The organism is Bradyrhizobium sp. LMG 9283 (genome assembly GCF_045571415.1).
GTDB lineage: Bacteria > Pseudomonadota > Alphaproteobacteria > Rhizobiales > Xanthobacteraceae > Bradyrhizobium.
This window is the reverse complement of record NZ_CP120691.1, coordinates 2,863,148-2,880,245: the sequence shown is the minus strand read 5'-3', so window position 1 is coordinate 2,880,245 and position 17,098 is coordinate 2,863,148. Positions and strand designations below refer to the sequence as shown.

The 17,098-nt window shown below is 62.8% G+C and carries 14 protein-coding genes; 4 read left to right on the top strand and 10 right to left on the bottom strand.

What is annotated here, in order from left to right; translation table 11 throughout:
- Positions 1–35: 35 nt before the first annotated feature.
- From P6U29_RS13380 to P6U29_RS13335, 10 genes are all read right to left on the bottom strand, one after another.
- The gene (locus P6U29_RS13380; protein ID WP_407118021.1) at positions 36–1,607 is read right to left on the bottom strand and encodes a porin; all 1,572 of its coding nucleotides are present in this window, start codon (positions 1,605–1,607) and stop codon (positions 36–38) included.
- 515 nt (positions 1,608–2,122) lie between these two features.
- Complete coding sequence (locus P6U29_RS13375; protein WP_407118020.1) at positions 2,123–2,932, bottom strand: Crp/Fnr family transcriptional regulator; 810 nt, start codon at positions 2,930–2,932, stop codon at positions 2,123–2,125.
- A 432-nt stretch (positions 2,933–3,364) separates the two neighbouring features.
- Positions 3,365–4,066 (bottom strand): ABC transporter ATP-binding protein, encoded by a 702-nt coding sequence (locus P6U29_RS13370; RefSeq protein WP_407118019.1) that lies wholly within the window; start codon positions 4,064–4,066, stop codon positions 3,365–3,367.
- Positions 4,063–5,835, bottom strand: a complete 1,773-nt coding sequence (locus P6U29_RS13365) for an ABC transporter permease subunit (RefSeq protein WP_407118018.1) — start codon at positions 5,833–5,835, stop codon at positions 4,063–4,065. The genes P6U29_RS13370 and P6U29_RS13365 overlap by 4 nt, the downstream gene beginning before the upstream one ends.
- Positions 5,828–6,664 (bottom strand): branched-chain amino acid ABC transporter permease, encoded by an 837-nt coding sequence (locus P6U29_RS13360; protein ID WP_407118017.1) that lies wholly within the window; start codon positions 6,662–6,664, stop codon positions 5,828–5,830. Before P6U29_RS13360 ends, P6U29_RS13365 begins: the two co-directional genes overlap by 8 nt.
- Before the next feature lie 58 nt (positions 6,665–6,722).
- Positions 6,723–7,886: a substrate-binding protein gene (locus P6U29_RS13355; protein WP_407119314.1), complete on the bottom strand. Its 1,164-nt coding sequence runs from the start codon at positions 7,884–7,886 to the stop codon at positions 6,723–6,725.
- Between the two features lie 67 nt (positions 7,887–7,953).
- Positions 7,954–8,784 carry a nitrilase family protein gene (locus P6U29_RS13350; RefSeq protein WP_407119313.1) on the bottom strand — a complete coding sequence of 277 codons (831 nt, stop codon included), beginning with the start codon at positions 8,782–8,784 and terminating at the stop codon, positions 7,954–7,956.
- Between the two features lie 323 nt (positions 8,785–9,107).
- Positions 9,108–9,734 carry an ANTAR domain-containing response regulator gene (locus P6U29_RS13345; protein WP_407118016.1) on the bottom strand — a complete coding sequence of 209 codons (627 nt, stop codon included), beginning with the start codon at positions 9,732–9,734 and terminating at the stop codon, positions 9,108–9,110.
- Positions 9,731–10,894 carry a transporter substrate-binding domain-containing protein gene (locus P6U29_RS13340; protein ID WP_407118015.1) on the bottom strand — a complete coding sequence of 388 codons (1,164 nt, stop codon included), beginning with the start codon at positions 10,892–10,894 and terminating at the stop codon, positions 9,731–9,733. Before P6U29_RS13340 ends, P6U29_RS13345 begins: the two co-directional genes overlap by 4 nt.
- Positions 10,895–11,021: 127 nt before the next feature.
- Complete coding sequence (locus P6U29_RS13335) at positions 11,022–11,864, bottom strand: IclR family transcriptional regulator (protein ID WP_407118014.1); 843 nt, start codon at positions 11,862–11,864, stop codon at positions 11,022–11,024.
- A gap of 198 nt (positions 11,865–12,062) precedes the next feature.
- Here P6U29_RS13335 and P6U29_RS13330 point away from each other — a divergent pair, with 198 nt between their 5' ends.
- From P6U29_RS13330 to P6U29_RS13315, 4 genes are all read left to right on the top strand, one after another.
- Positions 12,063–13,580 (top strand): ABC transporter substrate-binding protein, encoded by a 1,518-nt coding sequence (locus P6U29_RS13330; protein WP_407118013.1) that lies wholly within the window; start codon positions 12,063–12,065, stop codon positions 13,578–13,580.
- Positions 13,581–13,644: 64 nt separating this feature from the next.
- Positions 13,645–14,499, top strand: a complete 855-nt coding sequence (locus tag P6U29_RS13325) for an alpha/beta hydrolase (protein ID WP_407118012.1) — start codon at positions 13,645–13,647, stop codon at positions 14,497–14,499.
- Complete coding sequence (ggt, locus tag P6U29_RS13320; protein ID WP_407118011.1) at positions 14,496–16,127, top strand: gamma-glutamyltransferase; 1,632 nt, start codon at positions 14,496–14,498, stop codon at positions 16,125–16,127. The genes P6U29_RS13325 and ggt overlap by 4 nt, the downstream gene beginning before the upstream one ends.
- Positions 16,128–16,177: 50 nt before the next feature.
- Positions 16,178–17,098, top strand: a complete 921-nt coding sequence (locus tag P6U29_RS13315) for an ABC transporter permease (protein ID WP_407119312.1) — start codon at positions 16,178–16,180, stop codon at positions 17,096–17,098.

Below are 17,098 nucleotides of genomic sequence, written 5' to 3'. Positions count from 1 at the left end.
ATGAGCTCCATACCTCCTGATCTCAAGTGCTGTGGTCACCAGTCGCGCTGAGCGCGGAGGAGCAGGACGACCGAGTTCTGGTCCTTCAGCTCGTAGGTCGCGGCAGGCTTGGCGGTCGTACCAGCACCGGCATAGGCCACGGTGCCCGCGTACTTCTGGTCCAGATGGCTCCAGTTCAGGTCACCCGAGAACGTCAGGTTCTTGACCGGGGTCCAGCGGGTGATGATACCGATCTGACCGATGGCGAAGTCGGGGTTGCAACTCGTCACACCAGCGAGACGGCCGAACACGCCGCCAGAGCCAGTCGCGCCGCAGAGCGTGGTCTTGGCAAGCGTGCCGAACTGGGCCTGAGCGTAAGCACCGTAGAGCGCGGTGTTCCAGTACGGATCCCAGTTATGGGTATACGCACCACGGAAGCCCCAGGTCTTGACCGTCTCCTGCTGCGAGCCGGTGATGTACACCGTGTCAGGAGCATTGGCGAAGCCGATGCTCTGGTAGGCAATGTTCGAACCGCCGAACATCGAGTAAGTACTGCCCGCCAGATTCTGGAAGTTGTAGCGGGTCGCGCCGTCGGTGTAGACGCCCTGCATGTTAATCGTGTCACCGGCGCCGGTCGGGATGTTCTTGATCGACAGCGCGAGCTGAACCGCCCAACCCCACTTGTCGTCCGGGTGACCGGTCGGCTCGGTGGCGCCGTAATAGGCGACGTGGTTGTCATGCGCGGCGACCGACGCCTGGAAAAGGCCCCAGGCCTGGTCGACACGCACCTGACCAACGAGGTTCGGCGAACGGGAGCCGCCGATGGCGTTGGAGCCGTACGAGCCGCCGATCATGCCACCCGCGGTGGCGCCGGTCATGTTGAGGTTGCCGGCCTGATAGTAAGCCGTCGCGTCTTCCGCCGAGAACGACGCCGTCACGCCCTGACCGAAGTCAGCGGTATAGGTGAATTGGTTGACACCGGTGACCGTGCCGCTACCGCCCACCAGACCATCGAAGTTGTTGCCCGGGAAGTTGGTCCAGGGCGCGTCGAATTGCGACACGGCCTTACCCATCGTGAAGCCGGCGAACTGGATGAAGGCGTAATACACGCCGAGCGCACCGCCCGAGGTACCGCCGTCGGTCGGGTTGATCGATGAACCAACCAGCGCCGGGTTCGCACCCGAGGTGTTGAGGGCCAGCGCGCTCGAGTAGGCGGTGGTGCCCGTCGCGGAGCCGGTGCCCGAATAGTTGCCGGTCGTCCAGGTGAAGACCCCGTTGAAGAACGTGCGGACCACGCCATACTCGGTCGCGGTGCGAGTGTCGATGTTGAGGTTCTCGCGAGCACGCGCCGTGTAGTAGTTCGTCAGACGGTTGCGCGCACCGTTGTTCGCACTGAACTGACCATTGAAGTCCGAGTTGGTGTTCAAGGCGACTTCAGCGCGCAGGTATCCACCCAGCTTGATGCAGGTGTCGGTGCCCGGGATGTAGTAGAATCCAGCACCATACAGGGAGCAGATCTTCACGTATTCGACCGCCTTGGCCTTCACTGGGAGATCGGCTGCCTGCACTCCGCTCATAACGAGAAGACTCGCGGCAGAGCCGAGAAGTAGACTGCTAATTTGCTTCATAAATAAACGCTCCTATTGTGCCATCGCAAGATTGGTCGCTGCGCGAGGACGGAAGCACCCTCGCAACGATCCTTCTCCTGCAAACTGTGATCGCCGACGGCAACCTCGACTGAGCTAGTCCCATCCTGAGCGAGCACGACTCGATCCGATCAGCGCAACGATGAACTTCCCCCGCCTTTCGTGAGACCACTATGTGCGAGGATCCATATGGCGCACGCGCACAGTCTGCACGAAACGAACACAGCGCAGACGTCGCAGCCCCGCTGTGACTTCGGCGCGCCACAAATGCACGCTCCGTGCATTTTGGTGGCGCGCGATAGACGCTTGGAACGGGATCACTGGATCATTGGCCGGCCTCGAATCGCGACAAGTGCAGGCGCAATCAGACGACGCTGGAGCATCTCAGATGAAACGAGTGACGCGCTGGAATGTTCGGAGCCTCTGGCCGGTTGGCGCGCTATTCGTCAGTAGCTCTCCGGAGGAGAGACGCTACATCATAACCGGACAGTCTGGAGTCAATCGCTGCGGCACAGCTGCGCCGCAGCTTGATATGCGTGTCGGATGATATGGTAGCAGTCGCAAGCTCTTTCGCCCAAGGAGCCGCGATCCTGCACTTCGATCACGCCACGCGTCCTGCGTATCAGGCCCTGGACTTCAAAGCGAACGAGCGCTTCGGCAATACTTGGTCGACGGAAGCCCAATATGGTTGACAGATCCACCTGGGTTAACGGCAGAACGCGCCGGTCCAATGTGTCGCATGCGAGACAGATCCAGCATGCGAGGCGAGGCTCAAGGCCATGCCGCATACCGCAGAGCGCCGTGTGTGCGGAGTGGATCATTTGCGCTTGCGCATGCCGCAACATGTGCTCCCTGATGAGGGGATGCACCAGCATCACGCGCCGCAAGTCGTCGACATCAGCTCTCAACACTGTGCCCGACACAAGGGCCATGGACTGGGAGGGGGATTTGTCCCATCCCAGCGCAATGGAAAGCCCGATCGCTCCCTGAACCCCAACCATCGCCGTCTCTAATATGCTGTCCGACACAAGAGTTCGTATCGAGACAATTCCGGCCTCTATGAAATCAACGTGCTCAATTCGCCGCTTCGCCTCTTGCAGCACAGAGCGAGCCTTCAAATTGACCGGACAAAGCAGCGGACGTATCGCGTCGAACTCCTCCGAGGGAAGTCCGGCCAGGATCTTGTTCTTCAAACCGGGTTGCGTCTTGAGGTGTGTAAGCATGCCGCCCCGCAGTCTAATGAGGGTCACATGCCGGAAATGCTGCTGGAAAATCGCCTCCAGTGCGCCGATCTCGCCTCGAACCATTGCAGCAAAGATGATGATCGTTCTGCACCCCCAAGATCATAGCTGTCGTCCCTGGTTGGAGCCCACTGGTCCTTTAAGGAAAGTTCGATAACAGGATCACCCTCATCCGCACCCGCACCCCTGCTCGGGTAGATGCGCGTTCGCGGCCCATCCTCGATCTAAATCCAGTCTTGCTCCTTCCGATGAGGCGAGATGATGAGCGTCAGCTCAACAGCGGCGAGGCTCGAGCCTCTCGCATTTCTCTCCGGTCGCTTAGTTCTCGTCCCCGCCCTGCAATGCCACTAGATGACACACATTTGACCGAGATTGGCGGAACTGTCAACTGAGGGAATAAGCTGGTTCGACAGACAAACCACCACGGCAGAGACGACTTGGCAACGTCATCGATCTCTCGGTTGCTACTTCGCTGAAACGAGATCTCGTTGGTCGCATCTACAAACGCATGTGTCGTTCTACGTCATCGAAAGCAGCAGCATTGGCGGTATCTTCCGCGACGATTTCGCCTCGCTCCAACACCGCGTAGCGATCGGCCAGACCGAGCGCGAAGGAGATGTGCTGCTCCACGACTAACAATGCCGTCCCCTGTGTCCGCCGCATCTCAGCAAGCGCATTGGCGAGCCGTTCAACAACCGACGGCTGCAGACCTTCGGTGACCTCGTCCAACAGAAACAGCTTTGGTCGGGCCATCAACCCTCGCGCGACGATCAGCATCTTTTGCTCGCCGCCCGACAGCGTTCCTGCGCGTTGACGCATTCGACTCTTCAGGAAGGGAAAGGCGGCCGCCGCGGTCTCCAGCGCGGCTTCGAATTCGCCGTCACTGCGCAGGCCGAGACGCAGATTGTCGAGCACCGTCAGGTCCTGGAACAGCGCTTGCTCCTGCGGTGCGTAGGCGATGTCGAGCCTGCGGCGATGATGCGGCGCCATCGCGCCGATGTCCTGGCCGGCCACGTGTATCTGCCCCGCGCGGGGCGACACAAACCCCATGATAGTCCGCAGCAGGGTGGTCTTGCCCATGCCGTTCTTGCCGAGCAGCGCGAGGATTCCGCCTGAGGGAATCCGCAGCGAGATGTCGCGCAGCACCATTGATCCGCCGAAGCCGCTGGACAGGTTGGCGACCGCAAGCGCGTCCGTCATGCCGGCTCCTTTTCGTTGCGTGCCGCTCCGCCGGTGTAGATCTCGCGCACCAGCGGCGCCTCGACGACCTCGGCCACCGATCCGTCCAGTGCGATCCGTCCCTGGTGCAGTACGATGATGCGTGAGGAGATCTCGCGCACGAAGTCGAGGTCGTGCTCGACGACCAGGACGCACAGCCGCATGTCCACGGCGAGCCGGATCAGTATCTCGCCGAAGCGCATCCGCTCGCTGCGGGTCAGCCCAGCGGTCGGCTCATCCAGCAGGATGATCTGCGGTTCGAGCGCCAGCACCATAGCGAGCTCGAGCGCCTGCTTCAGCCCGTGGCTGAGCAGGCGCGCTTCCTCGCTGAGCCGGTCGGCGAGCCCTGAGCTTTCGACCACGTCGCGCGCGGCGGGCGGCAGCGCCAGCCGGTCCTGCGAAACGAAGAGCGACAGGCGCTCGCATCTGGCGCGCGCAACCTTGAGGCAGTCAGCCACCGTCATGGTCTCGAACACCGAGGCGGTCTGGAATTTCCGCCCCAGCCCCAGCGCTACGACACGATGTGGCGGCAAGCGTCCGATCGAAGCGCCGGCGATGTGGACTTCGCCGCCGGATCGTTCGCGTCCGTCGGCGAGGCAGCGCATCAGCGTGGTCTTCCCCGCGCCGTTCGGCCCGACCAGGCTGACCAACTCGCCGCGCCGCGCCGTAAACGTGACGCCCGACAGCACTGACAAGCTGCCGAAATGGCGCGATACGTTGCGCGCCTCGACCATGATCTCGTCATCGGCGCGGACCGGCTGGACGGAAGCGGTCCCTAGTCTCGTAGTGGACGGCACCGCGGTCTCAGTGCCTCGGCGGCTAAGCACACGCATCGCGACGCCGGCAAGTCCACCCGGCAGCGCCACGATGACGGCAACGAACGCAATGCCGACAATCAGCTCCCAGACAAAGGGCAGCGAGCTCGAGAGATAGGCGCTCGCCATCTCGATCGTCAGCGCGCCGAGGATGGCGCCAAATACGGTGCCGCGGCCACCGAGCGCCACCATGATGACGAGCTGTGTTCCGAACACGAAGCTGGCAAGCTCGGGGGCCGCGACGCCGCCGAAGGCTCCGTAGCCGGCGCCCGCGAGGCCAGCGACGGCGCCGCAGATCACCAGCAACAGGATGCGGAGACGGGCGGCGTCAAGGCCGAGATAATAGCACCGCATCTCATTGTCACGAAGCGCCGTCAGAATGCGACCCGCGTCGCTGGCGACCGCGATCCGCGCGAGGAACGCGACGACGACGGCAGCAAGACCCGCGCCACGGAACCAGTTCTCCACCGAGAGATCGAAGCTCTCGAAGCCGACCAGGCCACTCGACGATCCTGTGAAAGTGCCGCCGGAATAAAGCAGCTGGACCACCACGATCGGCAGCACCAGCGATACGACAGACGCATAGAGCGGCGTCGATCCCGGATAGAACGAGAGCCAGCTGACGAGGCCTGCGATCAGCATGGAGCCAATGATGGTGATGACGATTGCGAGCACGATCGTTGCCGGTGTGAAGCCGAGCTGCGTGAAGGTGATCGCGACGGCATAAGCACCGAGCCCGAAGAACGCCGACTGTCCGAAGGTGAGCGTGCCGGAGTAGCCCCAGAGCACGTCGACGGTGACGGCGACGATCGCCACGAAGAAGGCGCGGATCAGGATGTTGAGAGTGTACGTGTCGAGCGCGGTGGGCGCCGCCAGCACGATTAGGGCCGCAATCGCCACGCTCGCGGCGATGCGCGAAGAGATGATGCTAGGCACGGGCAAACCCCTCCGGGCGCAGGCGCAGCGCGATTGCTGCGACCACGGCAATAGTCAATCCGCCGATGACCGGGCTGACGAAGGTGCTGGCGAGCACCTGCAGCCCGCCCAGGATCAGGCAGGACGAGGCCAGCACGACCAGCGAGCCACCGGACACCATCACCAGCATGAAGGCGTTGATCAGCCAGGGAATGCCCATGTTCGGATCGACCGAGGAGATCGGGGTGATAAGCGCGCCGGCGATGCCGGCAAGGCCCGAGCCGATACCGAAGGTGAGCAGGCGCACCTTGGTGGAGTCGATACCGAGGCCCTGGGACAGCTCCTCGTTCATGATCACTGCGCGGGTCGCGAGGCCGAGCCGCGTGCCGCCCAACAGCCCTGCGAACACAACGCCGAGCATGATGGCGGCCCCGACCAGCAACAGCCGATAGATCGAATATTCGGCGCCGAACAGCGAAGCCGTGCCGGTCACAGGCGTTTCGACGAACTGCACGCCGCGTCCGAACGCAAGTGTGATCAGTTGGCCGAGCACGATGCCCAATCCCCAGGTCGCGAGGATCGCGTCCAGCTTGCGGTCGTAAAGTCGGCGCACGATGGCCGTCTCGATCACGGCGCCGGCGGCTAGCGCGGTCAGAAAGGCAACGAGGGGCGCAAGCAGCCAGAGCAGACCGAGTTGCGATGCGACCAAAGCGGCATAGGCACCGAGGGTGATGAAGGCGCCGTGCGCAAAGTTCACGATCTTCATGACACCGAACACGATCAGCAACCCAGCCGAGACGATGAACAAGACCGCAGCCGTGCTGATGACATCCAAAGCCAGCATGATCATATTCGGGCTCCGTGGCCGGGCGGCAACGAGGCCGCCCGGGCGTCGTCTTGATTTAGCATCACGACTTCAAGTTCGGGCACTGAGAACCGGGACTGACGTCGGGGAACGTCTGGATCACCTTGACGCTTCCGTCGGGCTGTACCTGACCCAGATACATGGTCAGCGGCGCATGATGCTCGTTCGACATTTTGATAGTGCCACGCGGGCCGTCCACCGAGACTTCGCCGAGCGCCGGGAGCAGCGCCTTTTCGGCAGTGCCACCGGATTTCTCCACCGCAGCCTTGTAGGCATAGACCGCTTCGTATTGCGGCACCGAAAGATCGTTCGGCGTCTTCAGATTGCTGCCGAACTTCGCTTGCATTGCTGCCAGGAACTTCTTGTTGGCCGCATTGTCGATGCCGGTCAGGTAGGACGCCGAGATGAAGATGCCGGCCGCATCCGCGCCCATGCTCTTGGCGGTGCCTTCATCGACGGCGAGATTGCCGTAGGGCAGCGTCACGCCGGCCGCACGCAGCTGCTTGGTCAGCGTCACGTTCGGCGCGCCGCCCGCGGTGGAGGTGATCACCGCGTCGGGCGCGGCGCCCTTGAGCTTCGAGATGATCGGCGTCCAGTCGGAGCCGTCCATCGGCAGGTACTCTTCGCCGACGACCTTGCCGCCGGTCTTCTCGATATAGCTCTTGGTGAAGCTCAGCATGCCGCGGCCGAATGCGTAGTCGGAGCCGATCAGGAAGTAGGTCTTGGCATTTTTCTCCTTGCTGAAGTGATCGACGATCGGCGGCACCTGCTGCTCCGGCACCCAGGCGTTGACGTACATGTAGGGACTGCAGCTGCGGCCTTCGTAGAACGACGTGTAGATGTACGGCGTCTTGCCGCGCGCCACGATCGGCAGGCCCGCGTTGCGCGCCGCGCTGGTTTCCATCGAGATCAGCACGTCGACCTTCTTCTGGAACACCAGCGAGTCGAAGGCTTTCTGCGCACCAGCGGCACCCGAGGCGTCATCGGCGATTTCGAGCTGCAGCTTGCGCCCGAGCACGCCGCCGGCGGCGTTGATCTCCTCGACCGCAAGCTCCGCCGACTGAACGACCGAGGGCGCGACAACGCTGTTGGCGCCGGATAGGCCGACGGGCACGCCGATCTTGATGGGATCGGCCGCGAGCGCTGGAGCGGCGAGGAGCAGCGCCGATGCGCTGGCCGCCAGCAGGGATGAGCGGAAGGTCAATATCGCAGTCACGTTCGCTGTTCCTTTCATGGGTTCGTTCTCGCAATCTCGATGCCGTTGGGTCGGATGATCAGTACCACCGGGGTTTAATGCTTGAGCCGAGCATTTCCCCGTAGACGTCGCTGCGGCGATCGCGCAGGACCTGATTGAAGGCGTTCCAGTTGCGCTGCCGCCGGGCTTCGCCGAGATTGACGCGGGCGACCAGGATTTCCTCCTCGTCGCGGCTCGCCGGACCTGCGACCGGCCAGCCGGTGTGGCCGACGATCAGGCTCTGCCCCTCGAATGGCTGCCCGCGCTCGGTGCCGACGCGGTCGGCGCAGGCGATGAAGATGGAATTGGAATGCGCGGCCGCCATCACCAGGATGTTGGCCATCGCCTCGCGTCCCTCCGCCTGGCCCGGGATCGGCACCCAGTTGGTCGGCACGCAAACGATGTCGGCGCCTTGCAATGCAGCCAGGCGAAACGTCTCGGGAAACCAGCAGTCGTAGCAGATGCCGACGCCGATGCGTCCGAGCGTTGTGTCGAACACCGGAAAGCCGAGGTCGCCGCGCTCGAAATGCAGCAATTCCTCGTTCCACAGATGAACCTTGCGGAACGTACCGATGTAGCCGTCTGGCCCGACGATGACGGCGCTGTTGTAGAGCCGCGTGCCCGCACGCTCGCAGATGCCGGCCACGATGTGCAGGTGATGCCGTGCGGCCGCGTCGATCCAGGCGCGCGTGCTGGGGCTATCAGGAATGGATTCGGACAGCGCGAAGGCCTCGCTGCGCGAGGCGAACATGTAGCCGGAATTGGCCAGCTCCGGCAGCACCACGAGGTCGGCGCCACGTGAAGCGGCCGTCTCGATCAAAGCGATGCTGTGCGCGACGTTATCGGCGACGTCGCCGATCACCGGACGCATTTGGATACAGCTCACGCCGATCGTGCCATCCGGCGTTCTCTCTTCTTGGCGCGAAGGCATTGCCTGTTGTTCTCCCCACTTACAAACGTCCAAGCTTCAGCTGCCGCGTGCGAACCATCGTGCGCACAACGAAAAAACCCCCGCCCGCGCCATCAAGCGCAGAATCGGGGGCTACCTAGCCATATGTGAAAACGGCCGACCGGCCGCCGCATCCATACTCGGATGCTGCAATCAACAAATCACGAAGCCCAAGCAGGAGTCAATCGTGCCGTACGCCGAAAGTTTCGGCGGCATGCACCCGCCTTTGCACCGGAAACGGGCGATCATGTCGCATCGGGCGGCGGTGCGCCGAACACGCCAAGACCACCCAGCAACTCCTGAGCGCCGATGATCGTGGTGGCGATCTGCCCCATCGAAAGGCGTTTCTGTGTCGCCTGCATGCGGATCATCTCATAGGCGTCGGTCTCGGATATCTTCTTCAGCGCGACCAGGATCTTGACGGCCTTGTCGACGTCGCGGCGCGCCTTGAGCGTATCTTCGAGCTTGCGCACCTTGACGTTCAGGCGCTGCGCATAGCCGCGCAGCGAGCGCGCAAGCACCATCGTCGAGAGGATGCCGAACGAGCGAATCGGCTTCTGCACGACGCCATGGGCATTGCTATCGAGCAGCCGCTTCAGCACCGTTGGATTCTCATACTCGACGATGGCGATCAATGTCGGGCCGTCTTCCGGCATCGTCGCGAAGCCGGGCGTGTCGCTGGCCTCGACCAGATGGAAGATGGTATCGACGTCGCCGGGCAGCGTGTCCGGCGGAGGCCAGGCATGGCGGACGGCGCAGCCGATCCGTTGCAGCTGGTGGATCAGCGCGTCGCATTCGGAGTCGCGCGGATGCACCACCAGCATCTGCGCGCCGCGCAATTCCTCAATGACGCGGCGGATCGCGGGCTTCATTTGGCAGGCTCCGTGGCGAGCCAGCGTCCGCCCAGCGGCGTCACGGCGAGATAGGGATCGGGCCGCACCGGACCCGGCGATTGCCACACAAGTTCGAAGCTGCCGTCGGCTCGCAGCCGTCCGATCCGCGCCGTCAACCAGGCGTGGTTGTTCTCGGCGTCGATCTGAACGACTCCTTCCGGCGCCTCCACCGGCAGACCATGGGTCGCCTCCAGCAGGCGTTGTGTATCGAGGCTTGCAGCGCGCTCGAGCGCGCGCGCGAAGATCAAAACCTGCGCGTAGGATCCCGCGCTCCACATGCTCGCCGGATAGTCCTCACCGTATGCGGCGCGGAAATCGTTGACGAAAGCCCGGCTAGCGGGGGTATCGAGTGAGCCGAAGTAGCTCGCCGCCGTGATGTGGCCGGCGCAGTATTCCGCACCGATCGCACGCACTTCGCTCTCTGCCATGGTGAGGCTTGCGATCGGCGTGCGTGCCGGATCCATGCCGAGATCACGGTATAGCCGGTAGAAGTGCTGCGCGGTCTTGCCGACCACGGTAGAGAAGAGCACTTCCGGCGCCGCCTCGCGCACGCGCGTCAGGACATCGCGCAGTTGCAGCTCGGAAGCGCCCATGGGAACGTAGATCTCGCCCGCGACCGTTCCGCCATAGGCTTCGATCAGGTCGCGCATGATCCGGTTGGTCTCGCGCGGATAGACATAGTCGGACCCGACCAGGAAGATGCGCCGTCCGACCCGACGGATCAAATATTCGGCGAGAGGGAAACTGTTCTGATTGGGCGCCGCGCCCGTATAAATAACGTTCGGCGAATATTCGAAGCCTTCATACAAGGACGGATACCACAGTAAGCCGTTGCGCCTTTCGACCGTCGGCAACACAGCTTTACGTTCTGCGGAGGTGCTGCAACCGAAGATCACGGAAATACCGTCTTCCGTTAAGAGCCGGTCGGCCAGCCGCCGATAGGAGGCAGGATCGGAGCCAGGGTCGTAGGCCACGACATCGATCTCGCGACCCAGCACGCCGCCCTGACGATTGATGCGCTGGATTGCAAGCGCCGTCCCCAGAAAGTGCTCGGTCTGCGTCACCGCCATGAGACCAGTACGCGAGAACAGCACGCCAACGCGCCACGGCTCTCCCGACGATTTGGACGGATTGCTCATGCAATCACGATCTCCTGCTCGATGCTATTCGGCCGAAACTCTCTCCGGCATGCAAAAGTCTTGCGGCACCCGAAGTCCACGGTCAACAAGGGCATCCTCGCGGTCGCGGGGCTTTCACAACCGCGGCTCACCATCGCGAGCTGGAACTCGAGCCGGGGATCGACCCGCCGATTGCGGCGGTGAAGTTCTCGGAGGCTGATTTGACCAGGCGGATTGCCAGCTCCAGCTGCTGGCCCTTCATCCTGGCCGCAGGGGCGGCGATATTGATCGCGCCAGCAATGACCCCACCAAGCTTGAAGATCGGGGCCGTGACGGAGACCAGGTCCGAATTGATCTCGCCCCGGCTGACACCAAATCCTTGCTGCACGATGCGATCAAGCGCGGCTTTGAGCTGCTCAACATCGACAAGGGTGTTGTCGGTAAAGCGCTGCTTCTTTCCCGCGAGAATTCGGTTTCGCTCCGCCTCCGGCATATATGCCAGGATGACTTTGCTTGATCCTGCGTAGAGCGGCCTCCTCCGGCCGATGAATGCCTGCACTCGCAGGTCACGGGCCGGCTCCCAGCTTTCGACGCAGACGGTTTCGTCGCCGTCAAGCACGCGCAACTGTGTCGTCTCCTGGACCTCCTCTCCCAAACGGGACAGAAAGGGTCTTGCGATCGCGACAAGATCGATCTGACGGGATGCTTTTGCGCCGAGCATCAAGGCCGACAAGCCGAGGCGATAGGTCCGGTTCGGTTCGGCGCAAACGACCAAGCCGCGCTCCTCCAAGGTCTTGAGCTGGCGATAAACACGCGCTTTCCCAGCCTTCAGACGGCGAGACAGATCCGACAGGCCGAGGTCCGGCTGATCGGCGATCAGCATGAGAAGAGAGATCGCCGTGTCGAGAGCCTGGATCGTGTAGCCGCCCCCTGTGCTGTCGGCCTTTTCACCCTCGTTAAGCCCGGCGGCACTCTCTTGCCCGTCAATCATCGTGCACTTCCTTCTTGGTTCGACTGTCGAACCGATGTATTCCCACAGTTGACATCTTCTTCGACCTGCGTCAATGAGCATACGCCGGGAGGACGGGAACGGAGAAAAGCCATGTCGGAATTGGATCTAGGCCGCCGCAGGCTTTTGAGATCGGCCCTCGGTGCCGTGCTTCTGGCACCGAATCTTGAAATTTCGAGTTTGGCGCGAGCCCAGACTGGCGCGCGCCTGCGCATTGGACTGGCCGCACCAAATACGACGCTCGATCCGCATCTCCAGAGCAGTGCTCCCAACAACGCGGTGGCGACGCACATCTTCGATTCCGTCACAGTGAACGATGAAGCCTCGCGTTCGAAGCCTGGCCTGGCCGCCTCCTGGCGCGTGCTGGACGACACACATTGGGAGTTCACGCTGCAACCCAATGTCCGTTTCTCCGACGGGTCGGCACTGACCGTAGAAGACATTGCGGCATCGATCGATCGGGCAACGACGATTCCCAGTACCGCCTCGTTCCGCACCTATACGCGCTCGATCAAGTCGATCGCAGCCGGGAGCCCCAATACGCTGATCGTCGAGACCAAGGCCCCTGATCCGCTTCTGCTCAATTCGCTGAGCCGCATCCGCATCATCAGCGCAAAGTACAAGGATGCGCCCAGCGCGGACTTCAACTCCGGCAAGGCTGCGATCGGAACGGGCCCATATCTTCTCAGGGAATACGTTCCCGGAAGCCACGTGCTGCTCGCCAGAAACGACGCGCATTGGGGGCCGAAGCCGCCCTGGAGCGAGGTGATCCTGCGTATCGTGGCCGATAACGGCGCGCGTATCGCCGGCCTTTTGTCCGGCGATCTCGATCTGATCGAGGACGTGCCTCACGAAGGCCTCGAGCGCGTCAAGTCGAACGACCACCTGCATACGATCAGCGGCATATCGAGCCGCATCGTCTACTTCGCCATGGATCAACGGCGCGATGCCACGCCCTTCGTCTCGGATGCGACGGGCAAGCCGCTCGATCGCAACCCCTTCAAGGATCGCAAGGTCCGGGAGGCGATCGATCTTGCGATCAACCGGCAGGCCATTGTGGAGCGGGTGATGGACGGCACTGCGATGGTCGCAACGCAATACCTGCCGCCCGGCGGCTTCGGCACCTCACCCAATATCAAGACCCCCGTCTACGACCCGATCAAGGCGAAGGCCCTGCTCGCCGAAGCAGGCTATCCGAGCGGATTCAGGTTGACGATCCACGGCCCCAACGACCGCTATATCAACGATGCCAGAATCGTGCAGGCCGTCGCCCAGATGCTGATGCGCATCGGCATCACTGCCAAGGTCGAAGTCATGCCGTGGGCGGTCTATACGGGCAGGAACAGCAATGCCGAGTTCAGCTTCAGCCTCGGATCCTGGGGCGTGAACACCGGCGAGACCTCGAATCCCATCATCGCGCTGAATGCCACCTACGACAAGGACGCCGGCACAGGATCCAGCAATTTCGGCCGCTACTCCAATCCCAAGGTCGACGAACTCGTGAAGCAGGCCGCGCATACGATGGACGACGACACGCGCGCCAGGCTCCTGGCCGAAGTGAGCGAAATCGTCTTCACCGATCGCGCCATCCTGCCGCTGCACTATGAAGGCCTGACCTGGGCAGCGAAGAAAGGCATCCAGTACACGCCGAGGGCCGACCAGTACACGCTCGCCATGGGCGTCACCATGAGTGGCTGAAGCTGTTTCCGAAGTCTTGCGGGCGTCCTGCGCTCGATGCCGATCCTGTTCCGAAGGCCATGCCATGAACCTCTCCATTCCCGACCCGGCTGCTCGCGCGAGCGCCATCTACGATCTCGGCCACACAGCGATTTTCGCCGCAAAGGCCGATCCGCGCTTTCACTATTGTCTTTACGTTCCGCCGAAGGTTGGCGACGGAGCGAAGGTCGATCTGCTCGTCGCAGTGCACGGCACCGGCCGAACCTCCTTTCTTGATTTCCGCGACGGCTTTGCCGAATTCGGACGCTGGAATGATTGTGCGGTCCTCTGCCCGGTCTTCCCGGTCGGCGTCCTCGGGAACGGCAATCGCAGCGGCTACAAATACATGGCAGAGGGCGACATCCGCTACGACGAGATCGTCCTGAAGATAGTGGACGAAATCGCCGCCAAATATCACCAGGACTGGTCACGCTTCGCCATGTTCGGCTTCTCCGGCGGCGGGCATTTTACCCACCGCTTCGCGATCCTGCATCCCGGCAAGCTGTGGGCGGCCTCAATCGGCGCGCCGGGCTCGGTGACCGTGCTCGACTCGACCAAGGATTGGTGGGTAGGCATCCGCGACATCAAGCGCCGCTTCGGCATCGATTTCGATGCCGCCGCTCTGGCTCGCGTACCCGTGCAGATGATCGTCGGCGAGGCGGATCTCGAAACATGGGAAATCACCCATAAGCCTGGCGGCACCTATTGGATGGAAGGCGCGAACGATGCCGGACGGACACGCCCCGAGCGCCTCCAAGCTTTGAAGGCATCCTTCGAAAGCGCAGGAGTCAACGTCCGCCTCGATCTCGTGCCGGGCGTATCACACGATCGGCTGAAGGTGCTCGACCGCGTCAAGACTTTCCTCTCGGACGCCCTGCGCGCCAAAAGGTCGGCGCAATGAAAAACGGCATGATCGTCGCTCCGCAGCCCGAAGCCGCGGAGGCCAGCGCTGTCGTGCTGGAGCGCGGCGGCAACGCAGTCGATGCGGCAATCGCCGCGGCGTTCGTCCAGGGCGTCGTCGATCCGCAGATGTGCGGCATCGGCGGCTTCGGCTCGATGCAAGTCTACATGCCCGCACGCGGCATTCATCAGATCATCGAGTTCTACGCCAAGGCCCCCTTCTCCGCGACGCCAGAGATGTGGCTCGACAGATTGGTCGGGCAGTCGCGCGACGGCTTCGCTTTCCTGCTCGACGGCAACATCAACGAAATCGGCTATCAGGCCGTGTGCACGCCCGGCAGCGTCAAGGGCTACGAGTATGCGCTGAAGACCTTCGGCAGCATGGAATGGCGCGACGTGATGGCGCCGGCGATCGCGCAGGCACGACGCGGCTTCATGGTGCGCCCGCATGTCGCCTGGTATTGGGGCCTCGACCAGAAGAGCAGCGGGCAGGTCAACACGATCGACAAGCTGCGCTCCTCGAAGATAGGGCGCGAGATCTATTTCCGGCCGGACGGGTCGCTGAAGCAGCCGGGCGACCACGTCCAAAATCCCGATCTCGCCACCACGCTCGAACGCCTGTCCCGCGAAGGGCCCGACCTGTTCTACCACGGCGAACTCGCGGAAGAGATCGCCGACGACATGGCCCGCAACGGTGGCCTGATCTCGCGCGAGGATCTCGCCCGTTATGAGCTCTCGGTGATCGAGCCGCTCTGGGGCACCTATCGCGGCCACCGCATAGCAACCAGCCCGCCGCCCGGCAGCGGCATGTCGATGCTGCAACTCCTGAACATTCTGGAATCCTTCGATATCGGCGGGCTGACGCACAGCTCGACCGAGCACGTCCGTCTCCTGGTCGAAGCCATGAAGCGCATGACCAACGACAAGGACAAATTCATGGGCGATCCGGCCTATGTCGACGTTCCGGTCGAACGGCTGGTTTCAAAAGCCTATGCCGCCGAGCTCGCCGCGGACATTGCTCGCGGCGAGCGCGCCAAAGTCATCAGGCTGGATCGATCTTCGCGCGACACCACGCACGTCTCGGTCGTCGATCGACAAGGCAATGCCGTGGCGCTAACCCATTCGCTCGGCAGCCCTTCGGGCGCCATCGGCGACGGGCTCGGCTTCATGTACAACGGCTTGATGAGCCGGTTTGATCCGCGCCCAGGCCGCGCTGGGTCGATCGGCCCGGGCAAGCGCAGGCCGAGTTCGGCGGCGCCAACCATCGTGTTCAAGGACGACAAGCCCTTCATCGTCATCGGCGCGCCCGGCGGCAGCTATATCGCGCCCGCGGTCGCACAGGGCATCATGAACGTCATCGATTTCGACATGTCGATGTTAGAGGCAGTCAGCGCTCCCCGCGTCGTCGCAGTCTCGGATGCCATCGACGTATCAAACCGTATCGCGCATCGCGTCACCGACGAGCTGGAAAGCCTGGGTTACGAGGTTAAACGGTCCTGGCAGAGCTATGCCTTCGCGGCGCTGCACGGGATCAGGATCGACGACGGCCTCTGCCGCGGCGGCGCCGATCCGCAACGAGACGGCATGGCCATTTCGGTCGCCGTCAACATCTCGGGAGGACGGCCGTGATCGCTTGGTTGTGCCGCCGTATCCTCCAAGCGCTCTTCGTCGTTCTGGCGATGACCGTCATCGTCTTCATCGGCGTCAACGTCATCGGAAATCCGGTCGAGATTCTCGTTCCGCCGGACGCCGACCAGGCCGAACGACTGCGCGTGATCGCACAGCTCGGCTTGGACAAGCCGCTTTGGGTGCAATACCTCTCGTTCCTCTCGGGCGCGCTGCACGGCGATTTCGGCAAGAGCTTTGTGTTCAGTGAGCCCGCGCTCCAGGTCATCCTTCAGCGCATGCCGGCGACGCTGGAACTCGCGGTCTGTGCGCTGCTTCTGGCAATCGTCATCGGCATCCCACTTGGCCTCTATGCCGGCCTGAAGCCGGACTCGATTTTCGCGAAGGCCGCCATGGCGGGCTCGATCCTCGGCTTCTCGTTGCCGAGCTTCTGGGTCGGGCTGCTGTTCATCATGGTGTTTGCCGTGCAGCTCGGCTGGCTTCCGTCGAGCGGGCGCGGAGAGACGCGCGCGCTGCTCGGCATACAGTGGTCTTTCCTGACGATGGATGGGCTCGCACACCTCGTCCTGCCGGCGTTCAATCTGGCGCTGTTCAAGGTGTCGTTGGTGATGCGGCTGGTGCGTGCCGGCGTGCGTGAAGTGCTGCCGCAGGAATATATCAAATTCGCCCGCGCCAAGGGCCTCACCGAGCGGCGGGTCGTCTTCGTCCATGTGCTGAAGAACATCATGATCCCGATCGTCACGGTGATCGGGCTCGAGTTCGGCTCGACGATCGCATTCTCGGTGGTCACCGAGTCGATCTTCGCCTGGCCCGGCATGGGCAAGCTGATCATCGACAGCATCAACATGCTCGATCGCCCGATGATCGTCGCCTACCTGATCCTCATCGTCTTCCTGTTCGTCACGATCAACCTGGTCGTCGACCTGCTCTACACGGTGCTCGACCCGCGGGTCCGGCTCGAGAGCGAGGGCTGA